This is a genomic window from Bacillus sp. HMSC036E02 (assembly GCF_001836235.1).
GTDB classification, from domain to species: Bacteria; Bacillota; Bacilli; order Bacillales; family Bacillaceae_G; genus Bacillus_A; species Bacillus_A cereus.
In genome coordinates, this window is record NZ_KV827869.1 from 58,301 (window position 1) to 82,087 (window position 23,787).

Genomic DNA, 23,787 nt, shown 5'->3' on the forward strand with positions numbered 1-23,787 from the left:
TTTATGAAATAAAATTTCACAACATGACATATTTTTGTCAAAGATCATAAAGTGAAACTTTAATCAGTGGGGGTTTTGTTCATCCCCACTGATTATTAGCCCGCACCAATCGGGCATTAACGGGCAGTTGATCCCCACCTAACTTTCTTTGCTTCCGCTGAATTTTGAAGTGAGGGTCTTACTGCACGGCAAATAGCGGGATAAAAAAAGATGAGTCTCCTCATCTTTTCTTCTACTTTAACTTCCGTAACCGCAACGCTTCTTCTCGTGTCTCCATAAATTGATTCAATACTTTATTACCAATTCGATTGAAAGTAATCACATATAAAGCATCGATCATATTCAATTGCGTCATTCTCGAAGCAATACTCGCAATACGATGATCTTGTTCTACATCTGGCATACAAAGGCGAATATCCGCTTCTTTATATAACGGTGATGATTGATCTAGTTTCGTAATTCCAATAACAGTTGCACCTTGTCTCTTTGCATACTGCGCCATTTCAAGCACATCTTTCGTTCGACCAGATGTTGAAATCGCAACAAATATATCGCCTTCTTTTAAATTCGTCACAAGCGGCAGCATCATATGAAAATCAGATAGCATCATCGCTGTAAATCCGAGCCTTGTAAATTTATAAGCTCCGTCCATCGCCGGAGTAGCTGATCCGCCTACTCCATAAAAGATAATTTTATCGGCATTTACAATACGATCTGCAGCTTTTTCAAGTTCTTTTTTATCTATCGCCGTCACGCTCGCCTCAATTGCAGCTTTATTCACATAAGTAACTTTATTAAATAAATCGTACGGTCCATCTTCTGTATTCATCACTGAAAAATCGTTAATATTATAATCAGCAATCGTTAATTCACGAACGAGTGCTATCTTAAATGCTTTAAAGCTCCCAATCCCAATCGACTTACAAAAACGAACGACACTCGCCTCACTTGCGCCTGCATTCGTTGACACTTCTTTCGTCGTTAAGTTCGGAACAATCTCTGCATTCTCCATTATGTACATGGCAACCTTCTTCTCAGCTGGTGAAAATTGATCCATATTACTTTCAATTTTAAATAGTAATGTTGAAGCTTTCACTATTTAACCTCCACTTCTTACGGTTGCGTTCACTTATTTTCTCTTGCTTCAAGAAGGTAATAACCATCATCGCCAGGAGGATGAAACACATTTACAATGCGATTCCCTTTTTGATAAACAGTTCTTTCCCCTTCTGTCCACTTCTTTTCCCAACCGTTCATCCAAATCGCAACATCAGGTAAAAAAGCAGTATATTTCAGCTTCTGACCGTACTCACCATCTGCTTCTTCAGAAAAAATAGAAACCGGAAAATCTTTCACTTTTGATTCTTTCCATGCCGTAAATGGTATACATACTGCAATAAGTACGATTACACCGATAACCTTCTCCTTCGTAATCTTCACACTTCCCTCTCCTTGTCATATCACATACATAGATTTTACCATAATTACAAACCCTTCATGCTATATGATCATTGCTTTTGGGAATAAAAAAAGAGCTTACCTACATCAGATAAGCCCTTCCTCTCTATACAAAATATTTCTTCAAAAGTGGCGGTGTAATAATCGTCGTCAATATAACAACAATAACAATCGCTGTGAAATTTTCTTTCGCTAATAAATTCGCCGTAAGTCCATTTGCAGCGATGATAAGCGCTACTTCACCACGTGATACCATCCCCGCGCCAATACTAATAGAAGATTGGAGATTAAATCCTGTCAGTCTCGCTCCTAAACCTGATCCGATTAACTTTGTGAAAATTGCAATGAGAGTCATAATAATAATGAACCAAAGCTGGCTTCCAATGCCTTGAAATGTAATTTCCATTCCGATACTTACGAAGAATACTGGAACAAATATTGCATAAGCAATCGGTTCAATTTTATGTTCCACCTCATGCTTATACTCTGTTTGAGAAATAGCAATTCCTGCTGCAAATGCTCCAATAATGCCTGCAATTCCCATCATTTCACTGTAATAAGAAAAAGAGAAGCAAATAATAAGAGCCGCGCTAATTAACGCTTCTGTTACACGAAGCGGGACAAGCATTTTCATAATCCAAGGAACGACTTTCCAAGCAATAAAAACAATACTTACAAAGAAAATAATTTTCTTTACAATGACAAGTGTTATATTCACATCTTGTGTTCCTAAAAAACTCATTACAAATGCTAATAAAATAACGACAATGACATCATCAAATACGGCAGCACCTAAAATTGTTGTACTTTCTCTCGTATTCATTTTTCCTAGATCACGTAGCGTCTGCACCGTAATACTAACCGATGTCGCGCAAAGTAATAACCCTAAAAAAATGGCATGGGATTGTATTAATCCAAACAGCAATCCTGTTACATAACCACCGATGAAAGGAAAAATAATTCCACCAGCCGCTACTGCAAATGACGATTTCAAATTCCGATTTAACTCTTCTAAATCCGTTTCAAGTCCCGCCATAAACATAAGTAACAAAACACCAATCTCACTCAGTTCATCAATCAGTTCAGAACTATTAATAATACCGAGTACAGCCGGACCGATAATAATACCGACAATTAACTTACCAAGTACAGAAGGCTGACCAAGTCTCACACTAATGTCACCAGCTAATTTCGTACAAAGTAAAATGACGACAAGTTCAAAATAAAATAACATAGCATCTGCTCCTACTTTAACTTTAATCAGTGGGTCGTTAACCCTCGTCCATTTCTGCAAGTAGTTTCCCCTATTGATCCGCATTTTATTTGTCATATTTTTATTTGACAAAATATTCTGAATTATATTAAGATTAATCCAGCAATTTTAAAAAACTACATACCATAACTGCACCTCCACTTCCTTACTTACTCTTTTTTAATGGGCTCATACTATAGTCGCAGTTATGGAAATGAAAAAACGGGGGGAGAGTCCAAAGTGAAGTCATTATTACGAAAAAAAGCGCTTAGTACTGAATCACCAAAGCAGCTAGATAGAACATTAACTGCACTCGATTTAACGTTTTTAGGAATCGGCGCCGTAATTGGGACAGGGATCTTTGTATTAACAGGTATTGTTGCAGCAAAACATTCTGGTCCTGGTATTATGCTATCATTCCTTATTGCTGCATTTACTTGTGCTTGTGTAGCCTTTTGTTACGCTGAATTTGCTTCTTCTATTCCTGTCTCAGGAAGTGTGTATACTTACGCATATATGACAGTCGGAGAAGTCGTCGCCTTCATCGTCGGATGGTGTTTAATGCTCGAATATTTACTTGCCGTTGCAGCAGTAGCTGTCGGTTGGTCTGGTTATTTACAATCATTACTACAAGGTTTCAATATACACCTGCCCGCCATAATCGCCTCGGCCCCTGGCGTAGGAAAAGGTGGCCTCATCGATTTACCCGCTGTTTGTATTTTACTAATCATTACCGGTCTTTTAAGCTTCGGTATACGCGAAAGCGCTCGCATTAATAATATTATGGTTCTTATCAAGCTAGCAGTTATTATCGCTTTTATCGTAGCAGGCGCAAAATATGTAAAACCTGAAAACTGGACACCGTTCATTCCATTCGGATACGACGGTATTATTACTGGCGCTGCCACTGTGTTCTTCGCCTTCTTAGGATTTGATGCAATCGCAACCGCTGCAGAAGAAACGAAAAAACCGCAGCGTGATTTACCAATTGGTATTATCGGTTCTCTTCTTATTTGTACTGTTTTATATATGATTGTATCTTTCGTTTTAACAGGTATGGTTCCTTATACGCAATTAGACGTTTCTGATCCAGTTGCATTTGCATTGCATTTCGTTGGTGAGGATACAATTGCAGGACTACTCGCTGTTGGAGCGATGACTGGAATGACAACCGTCCTCTTAGTCGTTATGTATGGACAAGTTCGCGTTTCGTATGCAATGAGCCGTGACGGTCTACTTCCAAAAGCGTTAGCACGTGTAAATAAAAGAGTAAAAATCCCTTTATTAAATACGTGGATTACTGGCGTTGTTGCTGCTTTATTAGCAGGCCTTTTAGACTTACATTTGCTAGCGAATTTAGTAAACATCGGCACATTAACAGCCTTTACATTCGTTTGCTGCGCAGTACTTATTTTACGAAAAACACACCCTGATTTAAAACGCGGATTCCGTACACCTTTCGTACCTGTATTACCAGTTGTTGCGATTCTTTGCTGCTTATATTTAATGATCAATTTGTCTAAAACAACATGGATTAGCTTTGCAGTTTGGCTTATAGTCGGCTTATGCTTCTATTTCTTCTACTCTAGAAAGCATAGTCATTTAGCTATTGAAAAAACAAATGATGAACAGAAAAAAGCATAACAAAATAGCTCGCCGATAAAACGGCGAGCTATCTTTCTGTACTATTATATTTTTTCGTTAACGATTGTAAAATGAAAAATATGCCGATGCAAGCTGTAAACCATGCCCAATTTCCTATTGGTGTCGAGTATTTGATCATTCCAATACCCACAAGCACTAAGAAAATAATCACCTGATATATGAGCTTCCACTTTTGCATATATTCCCTCCTTTACTTCGTCCCCTTCTTTTTCTTCTTCCAGGCATTCAAACTATCAAAGAAGAAGTTAATAAATAACGTTCCTAATCCTGCTAATAAAAACGTCATTAAGAATAAAACCCAAATACTTTTATCTTTTAATAAATAATATCCTACAAGGAGCACAACCGCGATCCATACATATTCAAGAATTCTTTTTAGCTTTTTCTGTTCCAAATTATTCGCTCCTTCTTTCTATGCTACTTTTAGTATAACAAAAAAGAAGCCTATCATGATAAGCTTCTTTTCTTCTCTCTTATTTGTTCATACTTTTTTCAACAAGTGAAATCGCATACTCTAATGTACGATTCATCGTTTCTACCTGTGCATCTTTTACTTGCACATCTTGTAATACAGCTTCTGCAACTGTAATTTTTTGTTGCAATGATTTCACTGAACCATCTGTTACATTTACAGCTTGCGCTTTCTTCACTACTGCTTTTGCAGATTCAATATTGATCTGTAATTTTTCTTTCGTTGTTTTTGGTTGTTCTTCTGCCACTTTTGATTGTACGAATGTTACATTAGCTGATTTTAATTCGGTATATGTTTGAATAATTTGTTCCCCAGTACTTCCTACATTTTCAAATGCTTGCTGTGCAATGTTATAGCTTTTCTCTAATTCTTGAAAGGCTTCCTTTGAATATTGACCTGGCTTATCACCAAATTCATACGTACTAACTAACACTTCTTTTACTTTTCCAAGCTCTTCAAATAACGCATTTACTTGCTCTAACTTCGTACGGTTAGAAAACTCATTGTATGATGCTAATACTTCTGAAGAACTTAAAGCTTTACTATATAATTTTGCTAACGCGATTTGTCCATTTAACGGAATACCACCATTTCCGTTACTATCAGGATCCGCTCCAAATGCAAATGGTACGTTCGGGTTATAAACTTTTCCTTGAGCTGGCTGACTATTTACTTTTTTACCATCTACGTAAATTGCCAATTCGCTTCCGTTATACGTTCCTGTTAAATGATACGTTTTGTTCGCTTCTAATTGAACACCAACACGTTTATAGCTACCTCCAATGTGAGCCCATAATTCAACATATCCACTTCCTGTAGACTCAAATCCAATTCCGCCGCTCTCTGTATTTTGCAAAATACCTTGTCCGCGAATTTCATTCATTGAAAATACAGTTTCTAATGTAAACGTATTTACTATTTTCTCTTTTTGTGCTGCTGAAAATGGAAGGTATCCAAATGTATTTGCTTTTCCGTTTAACTTCATAACATTCTTCTTCAATGCTTTATCATATTCAATAGTCACATTGCCCTTCACATCACCTTTTGTACCAAATGGTGAATTGTCTTTAAATGTACCATCTGCAAAGTTTACATCGAAAACATCAGCTTTTGGTACTTTCACATTCGGGTCAATATTATCTTTTTTCGTAGTAATTTCCGCAGTTAACGGCTGTGCGGTTTCATTGCCAAATGAATCAATCGCAACTACTTCAAGTGTATATGCTTTCCCGCCATCTAACCCTGCAAGCGTAAACGTAAGATCTTTCGGCACTGGATCACGATAAAACTCTGAGAATGCTAACAATTTATTTTTTATTTCACCCGTTTGCTTATCTCTAGCCTGCACACGGTAAGAGTGAACAAGGAGGTTGTCCAATGCTTGCGGGAATGTTACTGTTGCCGCATTTTCTGTTACATTTGATACAGCAAGCTTTGCATCTTTAGCAAAGTAAGGCTTTTCTTTATCACGATCTTCTACATGTGTAAATGTTTCTTTCTTTGCTGGTAATTTAATTTTCCAAGGCTCGCCTGTCCAAGAATTCGTATGGAAATCACGGCGATTAATCGTCACTTCTTCTTCATCTACTTCTACTAATAAGCCTTGGCTTAACGTACTAGCTCCTGGCGGGATATTCCCTTGTACTTTACCACCTTCAACTTCCATATAACTTACTGAAGATGTACCAACTGATGTAAAGTCTTTTTGATGTATCGATCTCGGATCATCTAACGGATAATGTGAATGACCTGAAAACGTAATAACTTGTGGATATTCTTTTAACACTGCATTAATTTTTGCGCTATCTTGTGTTCCCCATTCCTGACTACCGTACACTGTATCTTTAATATGTTGATGTAAAAATACAAAAATCGGTTTTTCTGGATCATCTTTTTGTGCTTTTGCCATTTCTTCTTTTAACCAATTAATTTGCTTGTCCGAATAATAACCATGTGTTGTTCCATTCTCTGGAGACATAACAAGGAAGTGATAACCTTTTACCACCTTATGATAATAAATTGATTCCATACCTGTTTTTTCTAAGAAACGCTTCTGTGCACCCTCTACGGATAAACCGTTCCAATAATCATGGTTACCGAGAGAATTCATTCGCACTGCATCTTTATTTGCATTTTCATTATACACTTGCATGAAACGATCATATTGCTGCACTGATCCTGTATCTGTGAAATCACCTACAATAACAAACGCATCTTGCTTTGGTGCTAATGTATTAAACTGTTCAATCGCTCTTTTCCAGCGAAACGTATCATCCGTTCCACTATTTTTAATATGCACATCACTTACAACTGGAAAAACTATCTTCTTCTCACTTGATGCCTTTTCTTGCTTTTTCTCTTCCGCCTTGACTGATGTACTCCACGGAAATGATACGAATGCTAATACAAAAACCATTAATAATCCAATAAGGCCTTTTACTTTTCTTAAAGCATTTCTGTCCACGTGAATCCTCCTCATAATAATTGATTCATTACAAGGGCTATTTTATCTAATATATGTTAATGTCGTTTAAATAACAAATGAACTTTATTAGATTTTTGTAAATATACAGTTAATTAGAAATTAAGTCCAACATTCCTCGTACTATGGTATACAACCACCTTTTGTCTAAAAGAGTCTAATCATTCTTTTCCTATGACCATTTACATATAATCTTTTCTATAACACTAATGATAAGTTAAGGTTTAAGCCTATTAGACAATCTTAATTTTTAATATTTCCTTCTTTTTTAACACATCGGCCATGCTTTTACATTTAATAGTAATAAAAGACAACTTAAAAGGAGGGGTTGTATTGAAGAACAAAAAAAATATTGGCTGTTTCGCTCCTTTATCTATCATTTATCCAGACCCTTGTCCACCGCCCCCTCCTCCAAATCCAAATTGTGAACGAGTAACAAATGAATTTGCAGGAAATTTCCTCATAACGAATAACACCATCCCCTCTGTCAAAGATGGATCACAATTAATGATACTGTGGCAAAGTGATGGGATACTACTTATATCAGGTACTGTCTCGGTTTACAATAGTACTAGCAGCACGGAAGCAATTATGATTCAAATTGTTGGAGCAGTAACTAATGTTTTCACTGTGTTTCCTGGTAATACAATATCTTACACAGGAAAAGACTTAGAGTCAGTCAGTATTATCAATATACAAAGTAACCCTTCACTATATTTAGAAGGTAAGTACTGTTGCGAATTTACATGTTGCTTATAGAATACCAATTTCATTGCTTTCTCAATAAAAAAGCATACCATTTACGGTATGCTTTTTTATGAAATCGGATAACGTACAGTAATACAAAACTCTCCTTGATTAACAGTTGTTCCTGTCGTAGTAATTCGAACAGTCGTAAAATATCGGACAGTGAAAGTACCACTACTTTGCGGTTGTACAGTAATTGTATCAATTACTGTAGCTCCAACTAAAAAATCAACTGTAATCGGGTTCGCACCTACATCATATTTCACGTAACCTGAACCATATACTTCTTGCGTGATATTATTTGTATATACAATTTGAGTACCAGCACCTGTAATAGACCAGTCTGTACATACTTGGTCTTGCACAAGTGTTTTATTAGAACAACAAGACAAACTGGAACTTCTCATTCCCATTTCGATCCTCTCCTATTCTGCTATGAAAGTGGATAACGTGTTGTAATACAAAATTCTCCCTGATACGTTCCAGCAGGTGTTGCAGGTAACACAACTTGTATACTATCAAAGCGACGATACGTAAAAGCAATACTCGTTCCTGGGTTTAATGTTTGTGTATCAATTGTACCCCCAGCAGAATCAAGCGCTTCTACAGTAATTGGGCCTGGTCCAACATCATATTTAACAAAACCAGTACCAACTACGTTTTGGTTAATATTATTTGTATAGAGAACATTATCAATTGCTGTTGCAACTACAGTAGCAGACCACGGACTACACACTTTATCTTGCACATAATTTTTATCTGGACAACAAGTTAATGCTGACCCTGAGCACTCACAAGACATAGTTGTTTCCCCTCTCTCTTTTATATTCCCTATATGTGTATGTCCCTCAGAGTCTTTTGCCTGTACTATTCATCTATTTTCAAAAAATATTCAAATGACTAGATAGATTCCGTTTTGTTTCTTTTCTTCATATATTTATAGACAAAGATACTAGCAACAATAAGAATAACGCCTCCTAATATCGGTAGCATATATTGTCCAACAACATCCGCTGCTTTTTCCCAATGCGGACCTAATTTCATTCCAAAATAAACATACAAAGTCGTTAACGGGAACATTGCTACAAATGTATATATACTAAATTTCCATATGTTCATTTTCGCCATACCACACGGAACAGAAATAAGCGTTCGAACCCCTGGTACAAAGCGTCCAACAAATGCTACAACTGGTCCATATTTCTCAAAGAAATCATCTGCTTTTTGAATTTGTTCTTCTTTAATAAAGAAGTATTTTCCGTATTTTATTAATAGCGGACGACCACCATAATAACCAAGTGCGTATAACGTTAACGGTCCTGTCGTTCCGCCAAGTGTTCCAGCTAATACAGCTAGCCAAAAATTCATATCTCCCTCGTATACCCAATACCCAACCATAGGCAAAACAACTTCTGCCGGAATAAATTCGAACGTTAAAGCCAATACAACTCCAAAATAAGAAAACTGCTTTAAAAACTCGATTATATCTAAAATCATTTGCTCCATATTTTAACTCCTATCCTACGTTTACGTTATGCTTTTCTTGTAATTGAACTGGCGCCATTTTTACAATTCGGTTCAAAATAAATAACACAATTCCAATATCATCTAAAATACCGATAAACGGTAGGAAGTCTGGAATTAAATCAAGCGGCATCGCAACATAACCAACTAAAAAAGCAACAGATAAAATTTTCTTCTTTATTGAAACCTCTTTTGAAGTAAAAAAGTCAAATAGGAATGGAACAAATCGGCGAACATGAAATACAACTCTTAATCTACTAATAAGTTTTTTCATTTTTATATCTCCTCTCTTTGTATACGAAAAGGACCCTACCAAATATGGTAAGGGTCCTCAAAAAGACAGAAAGGGGCCTTTACCATTGCTGGTAAAGGTCTCACTAACAACGAAACGTTGCCAATAAAGCCGAGGGTTTCTCCCTGTAATGACGACTTTACTGTAATAAGTTACTCCCCTTTATACACAATTTTATACACTCACATTAAAATATTTCAGAGGGCTTGTCAATATATTTTATATCCCAATCCCTTTCGTAAAAAACAAAAAACGTATAGGAAATTTCTTACTATCTCATAATATACATAATCATTTTTGAACGAAAGGAGATGTTTCATTTGCATACCGTCTGGAAAGGTGCACTTTCACTTGGACTATTAAATATAGGAATTAAACTATACAGTGCCGTAGAAGAAAACGATATAAAATTTTTAAGCCTCCATAAAGAATGTTTAACACCTATTAAATATAAAAAATTTGCTCCTGATTGTACGGATGAAGAAATTGATGATAACGATATTGTAAAAGCCTATGAATACGCACCTCATAAATATATTATTATGGATGAAAAAGAATTAGCTGAATTACAACAAGCTCATGAACCACGATCCATTCGTATTATATCTTTTGTCCAAAATAACGAAATCGATTCTGTTCTTTATGATCGCTCTTATTTTATAGGTCCTACCCCAGGACATGAAAAATCGTATTTATTATTAAAAGAAGCTCTTGAACGTACAAATAAACTTGGGCTTATTCATATTTCTATTAGAAAAAAACAACATTTAGCTATTATCCGTAACTTTGAGGATGGTCTTATGTTGCAAACTATTCACTACCCTAATGAAATTCGCGCTATAACAAATACACCTAACTTACCAAGTAACGAAAATTATCCGATTCAAAAACAAGAACTCACAGCAGCAATCAATTTAATCCACCATCTTACAAATCCTTTTGAACAAGAGATGTATACAGATGAGTATAAAGAAGCCCTTACCGAACTAATCGAAAACAAAATTGAACAGCAGGAAAAAACCGAAACAATCTCTCCAGCTCCGAACATCATTAATATTATGGAGACATTACAGGCAAGCATTGAACAAGCAAAAATAAAAAAAGACAATAAAACAGAAAAAGAGGCCAAATAAAATTGACCTCTTTTTCTTTAAAGCGGATTACATTTCGGCATTTCAAGTCCAGACGATTGAGCTAGTTTTAATAAGTAGTAACATTCTTCTCTTGCCATATGATCTGCCATTCTAGCTGATAATGCACTTAATACTTCATGAGATAACTCGAGCTCTTCCACTTCATGTAAAAAATGCGAAAATAATTTCAATTCAAGTGAAACATCTTTCGTAAACTTCTTTAATGCAGGAAAATGATGCAGCTCTGTCCGTAAATACCCTGTCATTTCAACTGCCTTTAAGTAAAATTGTTCAAAATGCTTCGTAAATTCTTCGCTTTTCTCTTTCAATCTTTTTTCAACAAGATCTAATCCACCAGAAATAGAGCCTGCATGACCAGCCGCATCCGTTAACCAAACGAGATGATAATGTAATTCATGAAAAACAGGCGGAACTTCCCCTTTCTTCAAAAACTCTAAAACTGTTATATACTCTTCCACTTCGTTTACCATATGATTAATAAAAGTTGGCGTAAAATGAATAGTAATTTTCCCTTCCAGCTGTTTCTGTATAATATTTAATTTAAACGCCCGAATCTCCTTAGCGGCTTGTTCTGCCTCTTTTGAAAATGCCATCAGATTCACATTCCGAACTTTATTTAACAAATTCGTAAATGTTTCAACAAAGTAAGTAGCTTTTTTTATATCCTCTTTTTCCTTCGGAGCTAATGCATCCAGTAAAAATTGTGCATGATCAGTAAGTACCTTTAACCAAAATTGATGCTCAAACAACGCACTTTCTTCATAATTTCTCTCCACTAAATCCCCTCCGTCTATTCATCCTTCTCTATCACTTGAAGTTTATATCCATCCGGGTCTTGTACCACAATACTCTTCTCACTTTTGTTTTCTGTATATGCGATTTTATAAAATACTAACCTCTTCTTTACATTCCCTATGTTAGAAATTGAAAAGGTTAGAACATCAACTGAGTCCGTAACACTCTTCTCACGCCCGCCCAAACTGCGATTCATCACAAAACTAATTCTCGTTGAATCAGTATCATACCAAACCCCTGTAATATCTAATTGCGGCCTTTCTGAACTAGGTGTTATCCCTAAAATCCCTTCATAAAAATACAGAGTTTCCTTTAAGTTCTTTACTTCCAATACAATGAATTGTTTCACAGTCTCCACATTCATTCCCCCCGTACCTATTACTTTTTTATATGTGTCATAAATGCTCATTATGTCTGAATACAATACGTAGTAATGAACATGTAAGGAGGTTTATTCGTGAATAAATATATGAGATCATTCGTGCCCTATCATAGCCCTCTCGATCCTTGTCCTCCTATCGGAAAAAAATATTATTCTACTCCTCCTAATTTATTTTTAGGCTTTCAACCGCCAAACTTGCCGCAATTCACACCAAAAGAAGCACTACAAAAAGGGACTTTATGGCCTGTTTTTTATGACTATTATGAAAATCCTTATAAAAAAGGGCGGTGACTACTGACGTGAATCAATCGCTACCAGAAGAATACTATCAGCTTTTACTGGAGCTTCAAGAATTAGACTTTGTACTAGTTGAACTCACTCTTTATTTAGATACACATCCAGATGACACCGCTGCGATTAATCAATTTAATGATTTTTCCTATAAACGGAGAGTATTAAAACAAAAGATGGAAGAAAAATACGGACCACTCCAACAGTTTGGAAATAGCTATTCTAATGCCCCTTGGGAATGGAGCAAAGGTCCTTGGCCATGGCAAATATAAAGGAGAGAAACTATGTGGATTTATGAAAAGAAATTACAATACCCAGTTAAAGTGGGAACTTGCAATCCCGCACTTGCAAAATTATTAATCGAGCAATACGGTGGTGCAGATGGAGAATTAGCTGCTGCACTACGTTACTTAAATCAACGTTATACAATTCCTGATAAAGTCATTGGCCTACTTACTGATATTGGTACAGAAGAATTTGCTCACCTTGAAATGATTGCTACAATGGTTTATAAGCTGACGAAAGATGCGACCCCTGAACAAATGAAAGCTGCTGGTCTTGACCCTCATTACGCTGATCATGACAGTGCTCTTCATTACCATAACGCTGCTGGTGTTCCATTTACTGCAACCTATATACAGGCTAAAGGTGATCCAATTGCCGATTTATACGAGGATATTGCAGCTGAAGAAAAAGCACGCGCAACATATCAATGGCTCATTAACTTATCAGATGATCCAGATATAAATGACAGCCTACGCTTCTTACGTGAACGAGAAATTGTCCATTCACAACGTTTCCGAGAAGCAGTTGAAATTTTAAAAGAAGAACGCGATAAAAAAATATTTTTTTAAAACACGTATCCTAGCGATATGTGTTTTTTTATGTTAAAAGTTAAATCCTTCCTATTAAACATATAAATAGTATATTTATTCGATTTAATGCATTATTTTTTAATATTTTCAAAATTCCCTATTGCTTTCTAGTCATCAGACCTTTAAAATAATAACAGTTACTCGACAAATTATTTGAATTTTCGACAAAAACACTCATTAGGAGGATTTTCTTTATATGCATACAACTTTAAAACCAGCGCAAATACTTTCGATTAGTTTATTACTATTCGCAGTTTTCTTCGGTGCTGGTAATATGATTTTCCCGCCCCTTCTCGGTCTTTCTTCCGGAGAAAATATGTGGGTTTCCATTACAGGGTTTATTATTACAGACGTCGGTTTATCTTTACTTGCTATCGTTGCTGTTGCCCTTGCTGGTGGTAGTTTTAACACTTTAGCGAGCCGTGTTCATCCAAAATTCGCAGCAGTATTCGCTATCATTATTTATCTTTCAATCGGCCCACTATTTGTTATTCCACGAACTGGATCTGTATCTTATGAAATCGGGATTGCACCACTTTTCCCAGATCAATGGTATTCTATGTTAGTTTTTAGTGCGATTTTCTTTACAGTCGTTTACTTCTTATCATTAAATCCATCCAAGCTAGTAGATCATATCGGTAAAATATTAACGCCAATTTTACTTGTAATTATTGCAATTATGGCAACAAAAGCGATTCTTTCACCAGGAACGTTTGCAGAGCCTATCGGTGACTATAAAGACATCCCGTTTTTCAAAGGATTTCTTGAAGGATTTTTAACGTTAGATGCAATTGGCGCTCTCGTACTATCAACAATTGTTGTAAATGCAATTCGTCAAAACGGTATACAAGAGAAGAAATCTATCGCGAAATATACAATCATTTGCGGAAGTATCGCTGCTCTATTCTTAACAATTGTTTACTTCTTACTCGGTTATATCGGAGCTTCAAACGGAAACTTAGGACAATTCGAAAATGGTGGGCAGCTATTAGCTACTGTTATGTATCAATTTTTTGGGACAAGCGGTAATATTTTATTAAGTATCGCCATTATCTTCGCTTGTTTAACAACGGCAATTGGTGTTGTAAGTGCATTTGCAAATTACTTCACAACAGTGCTAACAAATGTTTCATACAAAAAGCTTGTACTATACGTTTGTATCTTTAGTTTCGTTATTTCAAACTTAGGATTAAGCTTATTAATTAAAATTACTTTACCTGTATTAATTATTTTGTACCCAATTACGATCATTTTAGTTTTCGTATCATTTATCGATAAATATACGAAACGTAAACCTTCTGTCTACATTGGAGCGATGATCGCAGCGTTTATTATTAGCTGTATTCATGCACTTGATAATGTGGAAATGATACCAGATTTTATCGCTAATATCGTACACACCATTCCTTTTTATAACTTAGGAATTGGCTGGATCATTCCAGCAATAATCGGTGGTATAATTGGATACTTTATTCCGCAAACAGAAGCTGCAGGTGAAGTTTCTACAAAATAAAGAAAAGAAGCAAGCATGAAATCCATGCTTGCTTCTTCTTTCTCTTCACATCGTATGTTTAAAAGTAAATAACTCTTCTTTCGACTGCACAACAGATTGTTCCTCTTCTACAACATCCTTCTTTAGCTCTCCTCCTAACCTTACTTTCATCATCGCCTCTTCGATACTTTTTACAATCATATTTCCTGAAAAAATAGTAAGCCCAAAAAATGTAATCGGAACGAGAGGAATCCACGGATTCACTGTTAATGCCCTAAAGTATACTCCAATTAAACCTGACCATTCATGCGTATAAGATTCCACCTCTTTTATAGGTCCACCAAACGTAACAGTCCCACCAAAGAACACTTCAAGTAATCCTAAGTGCAGTAAAATAGTAAGAGTCTGCGTAAACTGCTGAAGAAATACGAGTATAAAAGTCATATAGAGATGCGGAAAAATATGTTTTATAACAATATGTCTTCTCGATCCACCTAATATGCGTGCGGCATCAACAAATTCTTCCGTTCGCAATTTACGAACTTCCTTCGCAACATACAGTGCAATAACTGGCATTACAAGCAGTACAAGTAATACCACTTGAAACGAAGCCCTTTCAAAAAAGGTTGTTGTCTCCTCTCCGCTTCCAAATGCATTTGCAGATTGAAGAAAAAAATACGCAATCATAACTGTTGGAATAACTGTAAAACTATCAAAGAAAGCCTCAATTTTTGAAAATCCTCTTTTTATATACGTTCCGAGTACGACACCGAAAAACACACCTATTACCATTCTAAGTGCCGCAATTAAAATAGATATACCAATCGTCCACTTCGCGCCCTCAATGACTAAATGTAACAGGTCATACCCTTTCCGGTCTGTCCCGAGTAAAAATTGGAATGAAGGTGGAAACGGTGGCACTTGTGGATTTTCATCCGCATCATATTGCAATGTAATTTGTCTAATATGTCCATCATTCCATAACGTATTTCCGATGCTCAAAAGAACTAATAGGAGAAGAAACCCAATGCTTATCCAAAATCTTTTATCACGTTTTATATACGTCCACATATTATAATCTCTCCTTCATCGCAGCCGGAATGAGATAATGAAACAATTTAAATAAAATAAAAATCGGGATATATATAAGAAGCACACTAACGATGAAAACCTCAACTCTAATACCAAAATACGATTTCAAAAACATAAAAATACCACCCGTATTAAAAATCCATTCTATAATATATAAATTAGATAACATAAAAAAGATATTCGTTTTCGCAAAGAATAATGTACTAAGCAACACATTTCGTAAAATATGACGATTTAAAATATGAAAGCGCCCCAGCCCTTTCGCCTTAGCAAATAGTACATAATCTTTTTCTAGTTCATTTTCAAAACGAAGCACGACCATTTTTACAAACATAATCGTAGTCGGGATGCTCAAACACAATATTGGCAACCCCCTAATCGACTCGCCTCCAATTGAAGCAATTTGAAAAGGTAAAAAACCTGTTTGTTTAAAAAACCATACAACTAAAATTTGTGATACTAAAATAAGAAGGATATCTGGAATGGATTCTAGGAAGATAAGAAATGATTTAATTCGCTGTTGCATACGCGGTGAACTACTCATAATTACATAAACAATACAAAATGCTACAAATAATGAAATAAAAAAAGCAGCTAAAAAAATAATAATCGTTTCTTTATAATGAACGAACAGCTGCGGAAATAAAAATTTACCTTTCACATATTGCAAATTGGAAATATCCATTAAGTTCACAAACACTTCTTTTAAACTCTGTATGTACTCTGATGCATGCAGCTCAAATCCATAAAATAATTTCGGCAGTGCTCCTAAACAAATAATCCCCAAAATCGAAATAAGAAATTGAATCGTCACTTCCATCCCATTCAAAAATACCTTTTTGACCATTTTCACCCTTCTCTCTCTATAATTTACCCCCTAATTTTATTCTTAATTTTCTGAATTGTAAATATTTCAAAGACAAAAAATCACTAAGCTATGATCCTAGTGATTCTTTATGCGCATGCCTTTCTCTTTTCGCAAACGGAATATATAAAATAAAACACCCAATAAGCGCTGCGAGTTCTAATGAAATAATATAGTAAGGATGCGGTCCTAACATATCGAGTAATGAAGCTGTTTCTGGCTTATGAGCTAAAAACATATAATTACCACCTGTTTTATAATTCACAAACGAAACAAGCGGAATCAATATGTTTAAAAATATCATCGTACGCTTAATAGATTGCAAGGTCGGTCTATAGCCTTCCACCCAAGTCATAAAGAGTGGTGCCCAAATAAGCAATACATGCGCGATAAAATATTCAATGAAACGAAAATGCGGAAAAGCATATTGCAAATTTGGTGTTAAAATGGCTTGTGATGCACCAATAATTCCCGTAAAAAATACAATCTCATATATTCGATAACTTTTCGTTACAATCATAATCGACGCTAACAACAAACTAATTGTACATAACTCAAACGGTAATGAAGTAGCTAGCTCAAAAATCCCCGCTTTCCACTCCCACATATGAAGCCCAATTTCACTACCTATAAATAAAAATGCAATCGCATATCGAACCGTTATATTCCACTCATTTTGACGTAATAAATCTTGGTATTGATACAGAAAAAATATCCCCACCAACATAATAAATAATATAATGGCATGTTGCCTTGAGTATGGAATAAACGGTTTTAATGGATGCGCACTAAAATAAGCTTCCATCTTCCTTCCTCCTCTCCTTCATACAATATTATTGTAAGAAAGAAACAACGAGTCAATTCATTTGCTTACAATAGGACAACCTCTACCTTACATTTACATATTCATACCTTACAAAACTGTAAGGTTATTGTAAGCTAAAACGATTTGTCAGATTCTTCACCTCTTCTATACTTAATGTAGATACTAAAACGAACGAAAAGGTGATAAATAGATGAAAAAGAAAAATAAGGTGTTAATTACTAGTGTAGTAGCAATCGGAATTGCAGCTGGATCATACTTTGCATTTGCTGGGGGCGGTTCAGAAGTAGCAATGGCATATAGCGGATATAAAGTAACTGAAAAACAAATCCAAAACGCGCAAAAATTTGGTGGCGAAGTTATTCCAAATGGAATTGAAACTATTTCATTCGATCCAACAAAAGGAACATATGAATTAGCTGTAAAAAAAGGCGATGAAGTGAAAAAAGGTCAGCTTCTATTTAAATACAATGACCCGACTGCTAAACAAGGTGTAACAGAAGCAGAAATGCAAAAGAAAATCGCACAAAAAGAAGTAACGTTGTTCCAAAAACAAATTGATGCGGCGAAACAAAAATTACAAAAAGATAAAAATGCAGGCCTTCCCGCTGAAGCATTAAAAGCATCAGAAGCTGAAGTTGGGCAATTAGAATCACAACTTGAAATGAAAAAGTTTGAAGTTGAAAAAGCTGATGAAATGATTAAAGCAGCAAAAGAGAAAGTAAACACTCTTTCTGTAACAAGTCCTGCTGATGGCGTAATTGATGATATCGTAAAAACTGCTGACGAAAAAACAGGTATGAGCGGAATTACTCTTCGTCACGCTGGTCAATTTAAAGTAAAAGGTCAACTTTCTGAATATGAGCTTGCTAGTATGAAAGTTGGGCAAGAAGTAACTGTTTCATCAAAAACTGTCGCTGGTAAGACTTGGACAGGAAAAGTAACAGAAATCGGTTCTACACCATTAAAGAGCATGGATGAAAATAAAACTGTTTCTAACTATCAATTCACTGTCACATTAGATAATAGTGACGAATTACAAAACGGCTTCCACGTTTACGTAACAAGTAAATCTGGCGAAGCAACTGGTACAATTGTTCCGAAAAGCAGTATCGTGAAAAAAGGTGACAAAAATGTTGTCTTCGTTGTAAAAGACGGTAAGGCGAAAGAACAAGCAGTTACTGTTGAATTCGAGACTGATAGCGAAGCAAAAGTTTCTGGAGTGAAAAAAGGAGAGGAAATTATCTCTAAACCTGAAAAAGACTTAAAAGATGGTATGGAGGTTGTCGCCCAGTGATTAACTTAAAAGGCATCACGAAATCCTTCCAAAATGGTGCAGAATCCGTTCAAATATTACACGGAATTGACGTAACACTGAACCAAGGAGAATTCACTTCTATTATGGGACCTTCTGGTTCTGGTAAATCAACATTAATGAACATTATCGGTTGCTTAGATAAACCGACGACAGGTACGTACGAACTAGCCGGTCAAAATATTTCAAACATGACTGAAACAGAACTTGCACACGTACGTAATAAAGAGATCGGATTCGTATTCCAAAACTTCATGTTATTACCGAGACTTACAGCGCTTCAAAATGTAGAACTACCCCTTATTTACGCTGGAGTCGATAAAAAAGAAAGACGCGAGCGCTCATTAGCTGCTTTAACAAAAGTCGGTTTAGCTGATCGCGCTACTCACTTACCGAACGAATTATCAGGTGGACAAAAGCAGCGTGTCGCTGTTGCACGTGCAATCGTAAATAACCCAAAATTCATTTTAGCCGATGAACCGACGGGAGCACTTGATACGAAAACAAGCACACAAATTATGGACCTCTTTTACGAATTAAATAAACAAGGCTCAACAATCATTATGATTACTCATGACCGTGAAATCGGGGAAGCTGCAGCACGTCAAATTGTAATTCGTGACGGAAATATCGTCCAAGATTGGAGAGGTTAATTTTGAATACGAGTGAAAATATACGCATGGCCCTTTCCTCTATCTTTGCTCATAAAATGCGTTCTATTTTAACGATGTTAGGTATTATTATCGGTATTAGTGCCATTATTACTATCATTTCAATGGGTGATGGTACAAACGCAAAGTTTAAAAAAGAATTAGGCCAAGGAAAAGATAACGAAGTAACGATTTACTACAACAATCCTGATTACGGAACAGATAGTGCCAAAATCACACCTGATATGCTAAACCGTCTGCAAACTGTACCAGGCGTTAAAGATGTGTATCCAGACGTAAGTATGAAAGTAAAAGCATCTGCTGGTTCAAAAGATGTAAATCTTGATTTAAAAGGTGGAACAGGCGCCTTTATGACAGATTCGAAAATAAAATTAGTTCACGGTCGTGAATTAAATGACAGTGAATTAAACCAAGCAATCCCTGCTGTTATATTAAATGAAGAAGCTTTCAACAAATTATTTAGCAGTGGTTGGGAATCAAATCAATACACAGATATAAAAGGAAAGCCGTATAAAATAGTTGGTGTATACGAAACGAAAAACGACTTTGGAATGCCTATGCCTGAAGGTTATACATCACTTGAAAATGCGCCTGTCATTTCAGGAGTAAATGAGTATGACTCTGTAAGATTAACAATGACCTCTCCGACAGAACGTAAAAGTGTAGAAAAACAAGCCGTTTCTGTCTTAAACGAAATGAAAGCTCCTAAATTTGAGCACAAATTCGAAGCACAAGACTTAGGTGAATTTACGAAACAACTAGACGAATCAATCGGTATGATGAAAATGGTATTTGGTGGTATTGCTGCTATCTCCTTACTTGTTGGTGGTATCGGTGTAATGAACATCATGCTCGTATCTGTAACAGAACGTACACGTGAGATTGGTATTCGTAAAGCACTTGGTGCAACACGTGGTAAAGTATTAACACAATTCTTAATCGAATCTTGTATTTTAACAGGACTTGGTGGTTTCATCGGATTCATGCTCGGTATTTTCTTCGCTTGGATCGTCTCAATCTTTGCTGGATGGCCACTCGTTGTCTCAAAAGAACTTGGACTTCTTGCAGTAGGTATTTCAATGCTAATCGGTATTGCATTCGGACTACTACCAGCTAACAAAGCTGCCAAACTGGATCCAATTGAATGTTTACGATATGAATAAACAAAAACGTAGGAGTTTACACTCCTGCGTTTTTTATTTATCTACTAAATTGAGTTTCTTCTATTATATATGTTTCACGTTACAACTATCATTCTCATACTCTTCATTATTTATAGGTAATAAGGCTATTATCTAATTCTATTATTGCAAAAATACTATGTAACAGACGAAAATCAAGGCGTAATTTTTTCCATACTTCGACTGATTTTGTAACAATTATATCGATATTTTATTAAATTTCACCTCATTTATATATTTTCACGCCTAAAAATATTATCGTTTTATAACTAAATTTCCATTCAAACAGTAAAATACGCTACTTTTGCAACACTATAGATATCACATAGAAATATTACTGTAACATTATTAACGTTACAGTAATTGAAATACTACTCATTTTGTGTTTCATATGCCCTGATACGCCAAAAAACAACAAGGAAGCGCTATCAGGATATTTATGGAATTGTTACAGAATATTAATGCCCCGTTACGAAAGCTTTGTAATTTTATGTTTTTCGCAAATAAGAAAATAATGGTTGCTATAATGAGGTCAACGAAAACAAATGCAATGGAGGCTATTATGAAAAAATTTATGGGTATAGCAACAGCAGCGGTTTTTGGTCTTGGGATTTTCACAACATCTGCTAAAGCAGAAACAATCGTAACGACTGACGTACTAAACGTACGAGAAAACCCAACTACTGAATCAAAAGTTGTAGGAAAATTATTAGATGGATATAAAGTAAATGTTTTACATACAGAAAATGGTTGGTCAAAAGTTCAATTGAATAGCGGTAAAGAAGCTTTCATAAGCGCTGACTATACAAAAGACACTTACTACGTAACAGCAAACGTATTAAACGTACGTGCTGGAGCAAACACAGACTCAGAGATTCTTGGTAAGTTGAAAAAAGATGATATAATTGAAACAACACACCAAGTACAAAATGATTGGATTCAATTTGAATATAACGGGAAAACAGCTTATGTTCATGTTCCTTACTTAACAGGTAAAGCACCAGTTAAAGTTCAACCAGTAGCTAAAGTTGAAAAAACGACTACAGTTCAAGATACAGCTAAAGTTCGTGAAGCTGCTAAAGCTCAGGAAGTAGCTGAAACTCAAGCAAAAGCTAAAGCTCAAGAAGCAACTAAAGCTCGCGAAGCAGCTGAAGCTCAAGCAGAAGTTAAAGCTCAAGAAGCAGCTAAAGCTCGTGAAGCGGCTAAGGCTCAGGCAGATGCTGAAGCTCAAGCAGAAGTTAAAGCTCAAGAGGCGGCTAAAGCTCGTGAAGCTGCTAAGGCTCAAGCAGATGCTGAAGCTCAAGCAGCGGCTAAGGCTCAAGAAGCAGCCAAAGCTCGTGAAGCGGCTAAAGCTCAAGAAGCTAAGGCTCAAGAAGCAGCTGAAGCTCGTGAAGCGGCTAAAGCTCAAGAAGCAGCTAAAGCTCGTGAAGCGGCTAAGGCTCAGGCAGATGCTGAAGCTCAAGCAGAAGTTAAAGCTCAAGAAGCAGCTAAAGCTCGTGAAGCGGCTAAAGCTCAAAAACCAGCTACACAACAACCTGTTGCAAAAGAAACTGAAACAAGTGCACCATCATCTTCTCGTGAGTTACGTGTTGTAGCAACAGCTTACACAGCAGATCCACTTGAAAATGGTTATAAAGCAGGCGACCAAGTAAAATCAGCTTTAGGTCATAACTTAACAGCTAATCCAAACATGAAACTTATTGCAGTTGATCCAAGTGTAATTCCATTAGGTTCAAAAGTATGGGTTGAAGGTTACGGAGTAGCAATCGCTGGTGATACTGGTGGAGCTATTAAAGGTAATAAAATCGACGTTTTAATGCCAGATAAAGGTACATCAAGTAGCTGGGGACGTAAAACAGTTACAGTTAAAGTATTAAACTAGTTAGTAAAAAAGAGTCAGTCTCATCGTTGAGGCTGGCTCTTTTTTTATGATTCTTACATTCTTTCTTTCTCTTGAAAGTAAGTAATATTGTCTCGAAGCCACTTCCTCTCCGACACAAACAAGTTTCCACGTTTTTTATACACTTTATCAAATATCTTTAAAACTTCTTCATGATTAGCAAACTTATGTAAGAAACGAAGAGCAATGATAATCTCTGCTTCATCCGTAGGCTCTGCTTCATTTTTCCGTCTTCTAGCAACAATTTTATTCACACGTTCGCAAATTGGTCTCATTGCCATTTCGTCGCCATACGTATAAATAGCTCGAACAGCTTCATATTTCACCATCACATTTCTATCCTGTAAAGCTTCAATATAAACTATTTGTAAGTCCGATCCCCCTATTTTTTCTAACACCTCAATAACAGTTGAACGAACATAGGCACTATTACTATATAAAAGCTTTGTTAACGGCAGAATCGATTGATTTGTTCCAATCTCAAGCAAGGTATAACAAATATTTGTAATCTCATCTTTATTTTCTTGAGTATCCAGCAACTTTAGTAAAGCACTCTCCGCTTCTAATGATTTACATAACTTTAAGGAAGAAACTGCCCAAAAACGAACACTATCGTTTTTATGGTAAATATACGGAATAATTTTATTTGTATCACTTACTTCTGGCAGTGTATAAATATTACTAAGCAGTTCACTTAACAAAGTCGGGTTTTGTTCACATTCCAAACAATCTATAAGATAATCAGCAATACTGATCTCTTTCGTATTAATAGCAAGTTTCGTCATTACATAATACATATCTTTCTTCATTGCTATTTTTTTTGCTTTGGTTACCTTCTGCTGTAAATAAGGAAACGTTAATAGGTCATCTAGCTCTTTTGCTTCATCATAAGCACGGTGCCTAACCTCTGTATCTTCATCAGCCATCCGCCTTAATAAACCATCTATATACTCTTCCATCTCCTTCGCTCCCGTCAAAATCAAATCTATCTCTTTGCATTCTATATACGATAGACTACTATATCAACAGAAAAAAGAGAATGCCACAGCATCCTCTCCT

27 protein-coding genes are annotated in these 23,787 nt (G+C 35.9%); 11 read left to right on the plus strand and 16 right to left on the minus strand.

From position 1 onward, the window contains the following. Window positions 1-232: 232 nt before the first annotated feature. The 3 genes from HMPREF2590_RS24550 to HMPREF2590_RS24560 form a co-directional block, all read right to left on the minus strand. Entirely contained in the window at window positions 233-1,096 is an 864-nt protein-coding gene (locus tag HMPREF2590_RS24550) for a MurR/RpiR family transcriptional regulator (RefSeq protein WP_000648164.1), read from the minus strand. A gap of 29 nt (window positions 1,097-1,125) precedes the next feature. After that, window positions 1,126-1,440 (minus strand): hypothetical protein, encoded by a 315-nt coding sequence (locus tag HMPREF2590_RS24555; RefSeq protein WP_000704958.1) that lies wholly within the window; start codon window positions 1,438-1,440, stop codon window positions 1,126-1,128. 124 nt (window positions 1,441-1,564) lie between these two features. Continuing rightward, the gene (locus tag HMPREF2590_RS24560; RefSeq protein ID WP_370940894.1) at window positions 1,565-2,788 is read right to left on the minus strand and encodes a cation:proton antiporter; all 1,224 of its coding nucleotides are present in this window, start codon (window positions 2,786-2,788) and stop codon (window positions 1,565-1,567) included. Window positions 2,789-2,950: 162 nt separating this feature from the next. On the opposite strand from HMPREF2590_RS24560, the gene bcaP reads away from it, so the two are divergent. Next, window positions 2,951-4,354 carry a branched-chain amino acid transporter BcaP gene (bcaP, locus tag HMPREF2590_RS24565; protein ID WP_000838711.1) on the plus strand — a complete coding sequence of 468 codons (1,404 nt, stop codon included), beginning with the start codon at window positions 2,951-2,953 and terminating at the stop codon, window positions 4,352-4,354. Window positions 4,355-4,382: 28 nt separating this feature from the next. Here the strand turns inward: bcaP and HMPREF2590_RS30510 are convergent, their stop codons facing one another. The 3 genes from HMPREF2590_RS30510 to HMPREF2590_RS24580 form a co-directional block, all read right to left on the minus strand. Further along, window positions 4,383-4,553, minus strand: coding sequence for a hypothetical protein (locus HMPREF2590_RS30510; protein ID WP_001174850.1), 171 nt, complete (start codon window positions 4,551-4,553; stop codon window positions 4,383-4,385). 12 nt (window positions 4,554-4,565) lie between these two features. Further along, window positions 4,566-4,769: a hypothetical protein gene (locus HMPREF2590_RS24575; RefSeq protein ID WP_000435800.1), complete on the minus strand. Its 204-nt coding sequence runs from the start codon at window positions 4,767-4,769 to the stop codon at window positions 4,566-4,568. 79 nt (window positions 4,770-4,848) lie between these two features. After that, window positions 4,849-7,311 (minus strand): LamG-like jellyroll fold domain-containing protein, encoded by a 2,463-nt coding sequence (locus tag HMPREF2590_RS24580; RefSeq protein WP_003311218.1) that lies wholly within the window; start codon window positions 7,309-7,311, stop codon window positions 4,849-4,851. A 351-nt stretch (window positions 7,312-7,662) separates the two neighbouring features. Between HMPREF2590_RS24580 and HMPREF2590_RS24585 the strand changes: the two genes are divergently transcribed. Continuing rightward, the gene (locus HMPREF2590_RS24585; protein ID WP_000791330.1) at window positions 7,663-8,088 is read left to right on the plus strand and encodes an S-Ena type endospore appendage; all 426 of its coding nucleotides are present in this window, start codon (window positions 7,663-7,665) and stop codon (window positions 8,086-8,088) included. 56 nt (window positions 8,089-8,144) lie between these two features. On the opposite strand, the gene HMPREF2590_RS24590 is transcribed toward HMPREF2590_RS24585, so the two are convergent. The 4 genes from HMPREF2590_RS24590 to HMPREF2590_RS24605 form a co-directional block, all read right to left on the minus strand. After that, complete coding sequence (locus HMPREF2590_RS24590) at window positions 8,145-8,489, minus strand: DUF3992 domain-containing protein (RefSeq protein WP_000525814.1); 345 nt, start codon at window positions 8,487-8,489, stop codon at window positions 8,145-8,147. 20 nt (window positions 8,490-8,509) lie between these two features. Next, a complete protein-coding gene (locus tag HMPREF2590_RS24595; RefSeq protein ID WP_001277540.1) occupies window positions 8,510-8,878 on the minus strand; it encodes a DUF3992 domain-containing protein in 369 nt (122 codons plus the stop codon). Window positions 8,879-8,976: 98 nt separating this feature from the next. Further along, complete coding sequence (locus HMPREF2590_RS24600; protein ID WP_000437066.1) at window positions 8,977-9,582, minus strand: DedA family protein; 606 nt, start codon at window positions 9,580-9,582, stop codon at window positions 8,977-8,979. 10 nt (window positions 9,583-9,592) lie between these two features. After that, complete coding sequence (locus tag HMPREF2590_RS24605; protein ID WP_000733852.1) at window positions 9,593-9,874, minus strand: YkvA family protein; 282 nt, start codon at window positions 9,872-9,874, stop codon at window positions 9,593-9,595. Window positions 9,875-10,212: 338 nt separating this feature from the next. On the opposite strand from HMPREF2590_RS24605, the gene ku reads away from it, so the two are divergent. Beyond that, entirely contained in the window at window positions 10,213-11,025 is an 813-nt protein-coding gene (ku, locus tag HMPREF2590_RS24610; RefSeq protein ID WP_003311213.1) for a non-homologous end joining protein Ku, read from the plus strand. Between the two features lie 17 nt (window positions 11,026-11,042). On the opposite strand, the gene HMPREF2590_RS24615 is transcribed toward ku, so the two are convergent. Both HMPREF2590_RS24615 and HMPREF2590_RS24620 read right to left on the minus strand, forming a co-directional pair. Beyond that, window positions 11,043-11,822 carry a DUF2935 domain-containing protein gene (locus tag HMPREF2590_RS24615; RefSeq protein ID WP_000440975.1) on the minus strand — a complete coding sequence of 260 codons (780 nt, stop codon included), beginning with the start codon at window positions 11,820-11,822 and terminating at the stop codon, window positions 11,043-11,045. A 14-nt stretch (window positions 11,823-11,836) separates the two neighbouring features. Further along, window positions 11,837-12,250 (minus strand): VOC family protein, encoded by a 414-nt coding sequence (locus tag HMPREF2590_RS24620; protein ID WP_001986206.1) that lies wholly within the window; start codon window positions 12,248-12,250, stop codon window positions 11,837-11,839. Window positions 12,251-12,298: 48 nt separating this feature from the next. Between HMPREF2590_RS24620 and HMPREF2590_RS24625 the strand changes: the two genes are divergently transcribed. The 4 genes from HMPREF2590_RS24625 to brnQ2 all read left to right on the plus strand — a co-directional run bounded on the left by HMPREF2590_RS24625 (window position 12,299) and on the right by brnQ2 (window position 14,902). Further along, window positions 12,299-12,514 carry a spore coat associated protein CotJA gene (locus HMPREF2590_RS24625; RefSeq protein ID WP_001046257.1) on the plus strand — a complete coding sequence of 72 codons (216 nt, stop codon included), beginning with the start codon at window positions 12,299-12,301 and terminating at the stop codon, window positions 12,512-12,514. 8 nt (window positions 12,515-12,522) lie between these two features. Further along, window positions 12,523-12,786 (plus strand): spore coat protein CotJB, encoded by a 264-nt coding sequence (locus tag HMPREF2590_RS24630; RefSeq protein ID WP_001076510.1) that lies wholly within the window; start codon window positions 12,523-12,525, stop codon window positions 12,784-12,786. A gap of 12 nt (window positions 12,787-12,798) precedes the next feature. Continuing rightward, entirely contained in the window at window positions 12,799-13,368 is a 570-nt protein-coding gene (gene cotJC / locus HMPREF2590_RS24635; protein ID WP_000265273.1) for a spore coat protein CotJC, read from the plus strand. A gap of 217 nt (window positions 13,369-13,585) precedes the next feature. Further along, entirely contained in the window at window positions 13,586-14,902 is a 1,317-nt protein-coding gene (gene brnQ2 / locus HMPREF2590_RS24640; RefSeq protein WP_000557553.1) for a branched-chain amino acid transport system II carrier protein BrnQ2, read from the plus strand. Window positions 14,903-14,947: 45 nt separating this feature from the next. Here brnQ2 and HMPREF2590_RS24645 read toward each other — a convergent pair whose 3' ends face one another. From HMPREF2590_RS24645 to HMPREF2590_RS24655, 3 genes are all read right to left on the minus strand, one after another. After that, on the minus strand, window positions 14,948-15,952 hold the full coding sequence (locus HMPREF2590_RS24645; protein ID WP_000269946.1) for an ABC transporter permease: 1,005 nt from the start codon (window positions 15,950-15,952) through the stop codon (window positions 14,948-14,950). Between the two features lies 1 nt (window position 15,953). Further along, window positions 15,954-16,820 carry an ABC transporter permease subunit gene (locus HMPREF2590_RS24650; protein ID WP_000239676.1) on the minus strand — a complete coding sequence of 289 codons (867 nt, stop codon included), beginning with the start codon at window positions 16,818-16,820 and terminating at the stop codon, window positions 15,954-15,956. Window positions 16,821-16,908: 88 nt separating this feature from the next. Next, window positions 16,909-17,643 (minus strand): YwaF family protein, encoded by a 735-nt coding sequence (locus HMPREF2590_RS24655; RefSeq protein WP_000388679.1) that lies wholly within the window; start codon window positions 17,641-17,643, stop codon window positions 16,909-16,911. 211 nt (window positions 17,644-17,854) lie between these two features. Between HMPREF2590_RS24655 and HMPREF2590_RS24660 the strand changes: the two genes are divergently transcribed. From HMPREF2590_RS24660 to entC, 4 genes are all read left to right on the plus strand, one after another. Further along, complete coding sequence (locus tag HMPREF2590_RS24660) at window positions 17,855-18,958, plus strand: efflux RND transporter periplasmic adaptor subunit (protein ID WP_000728828.1); 1,104 nt, start codon at window positions 17,855-17,857, stop codon at window positions 18,956-18,958. Continuing rightward, window positions 18,955-19,629, plus strand: coding sequence for an ABC transporter ATP-binding protein (locus HMPREF2590_RS24665; protein ID WP_000609104.1), 675 nt, complete (start codon window positions 18,955-18,957; stop codon window positions 19,627-19,629). The genes HMPREF2590_RS24660 and HMPREF2590_RS24665 overlap by 4 nt, the downstream gene beginning before the upstream one ends. A 26-nt stretch (window positions 19,630-19,655) precedes the next feature. Then, on the plus strand, window positions 19,656-20,810 hold the full coding sequence (locus tag HMPREF2590_RS24670) for an ABC transporter permease (RefSeq protein WP_406741370.1): 1,155 nt from the start codon (window positions 19,656-19,658) through the stop codon (window positions 20,808-20,810). 457 nt (window positions 20,811-21,267) lie between these two features. Next, on the plus strand, window positions 21,268-22,710 hold the full coding sequence (entC, locus tag HMPREF2590_RS24675; RefSeq protein WP_070861605.1) for a cell wall-binding protein EntC: 1,443 nt from the start codon (window positions 21,268-21,270) through the stop codon (window positions 22,708-22,710). 53 nt (window positions 22,711-22,763) lie between these two features. On the opposite strand, the gene HMPREF2590_RS24680 is transcribed toward entC, so the two are convergent. Continuing rightward, complete coding sequence (locus HMPREF2590_RS24680; RefSeq protein ID WP_000393389.1) at window positions 22,764-23,687, minus strand: HEAT repeat domain-containing protein; 924 nt, start codon at window positions 23,685-23,687, stop codon at window positions 22,764-22,766. Window positions 23,688-23,787: the final 100 nt, after the last annotated feature.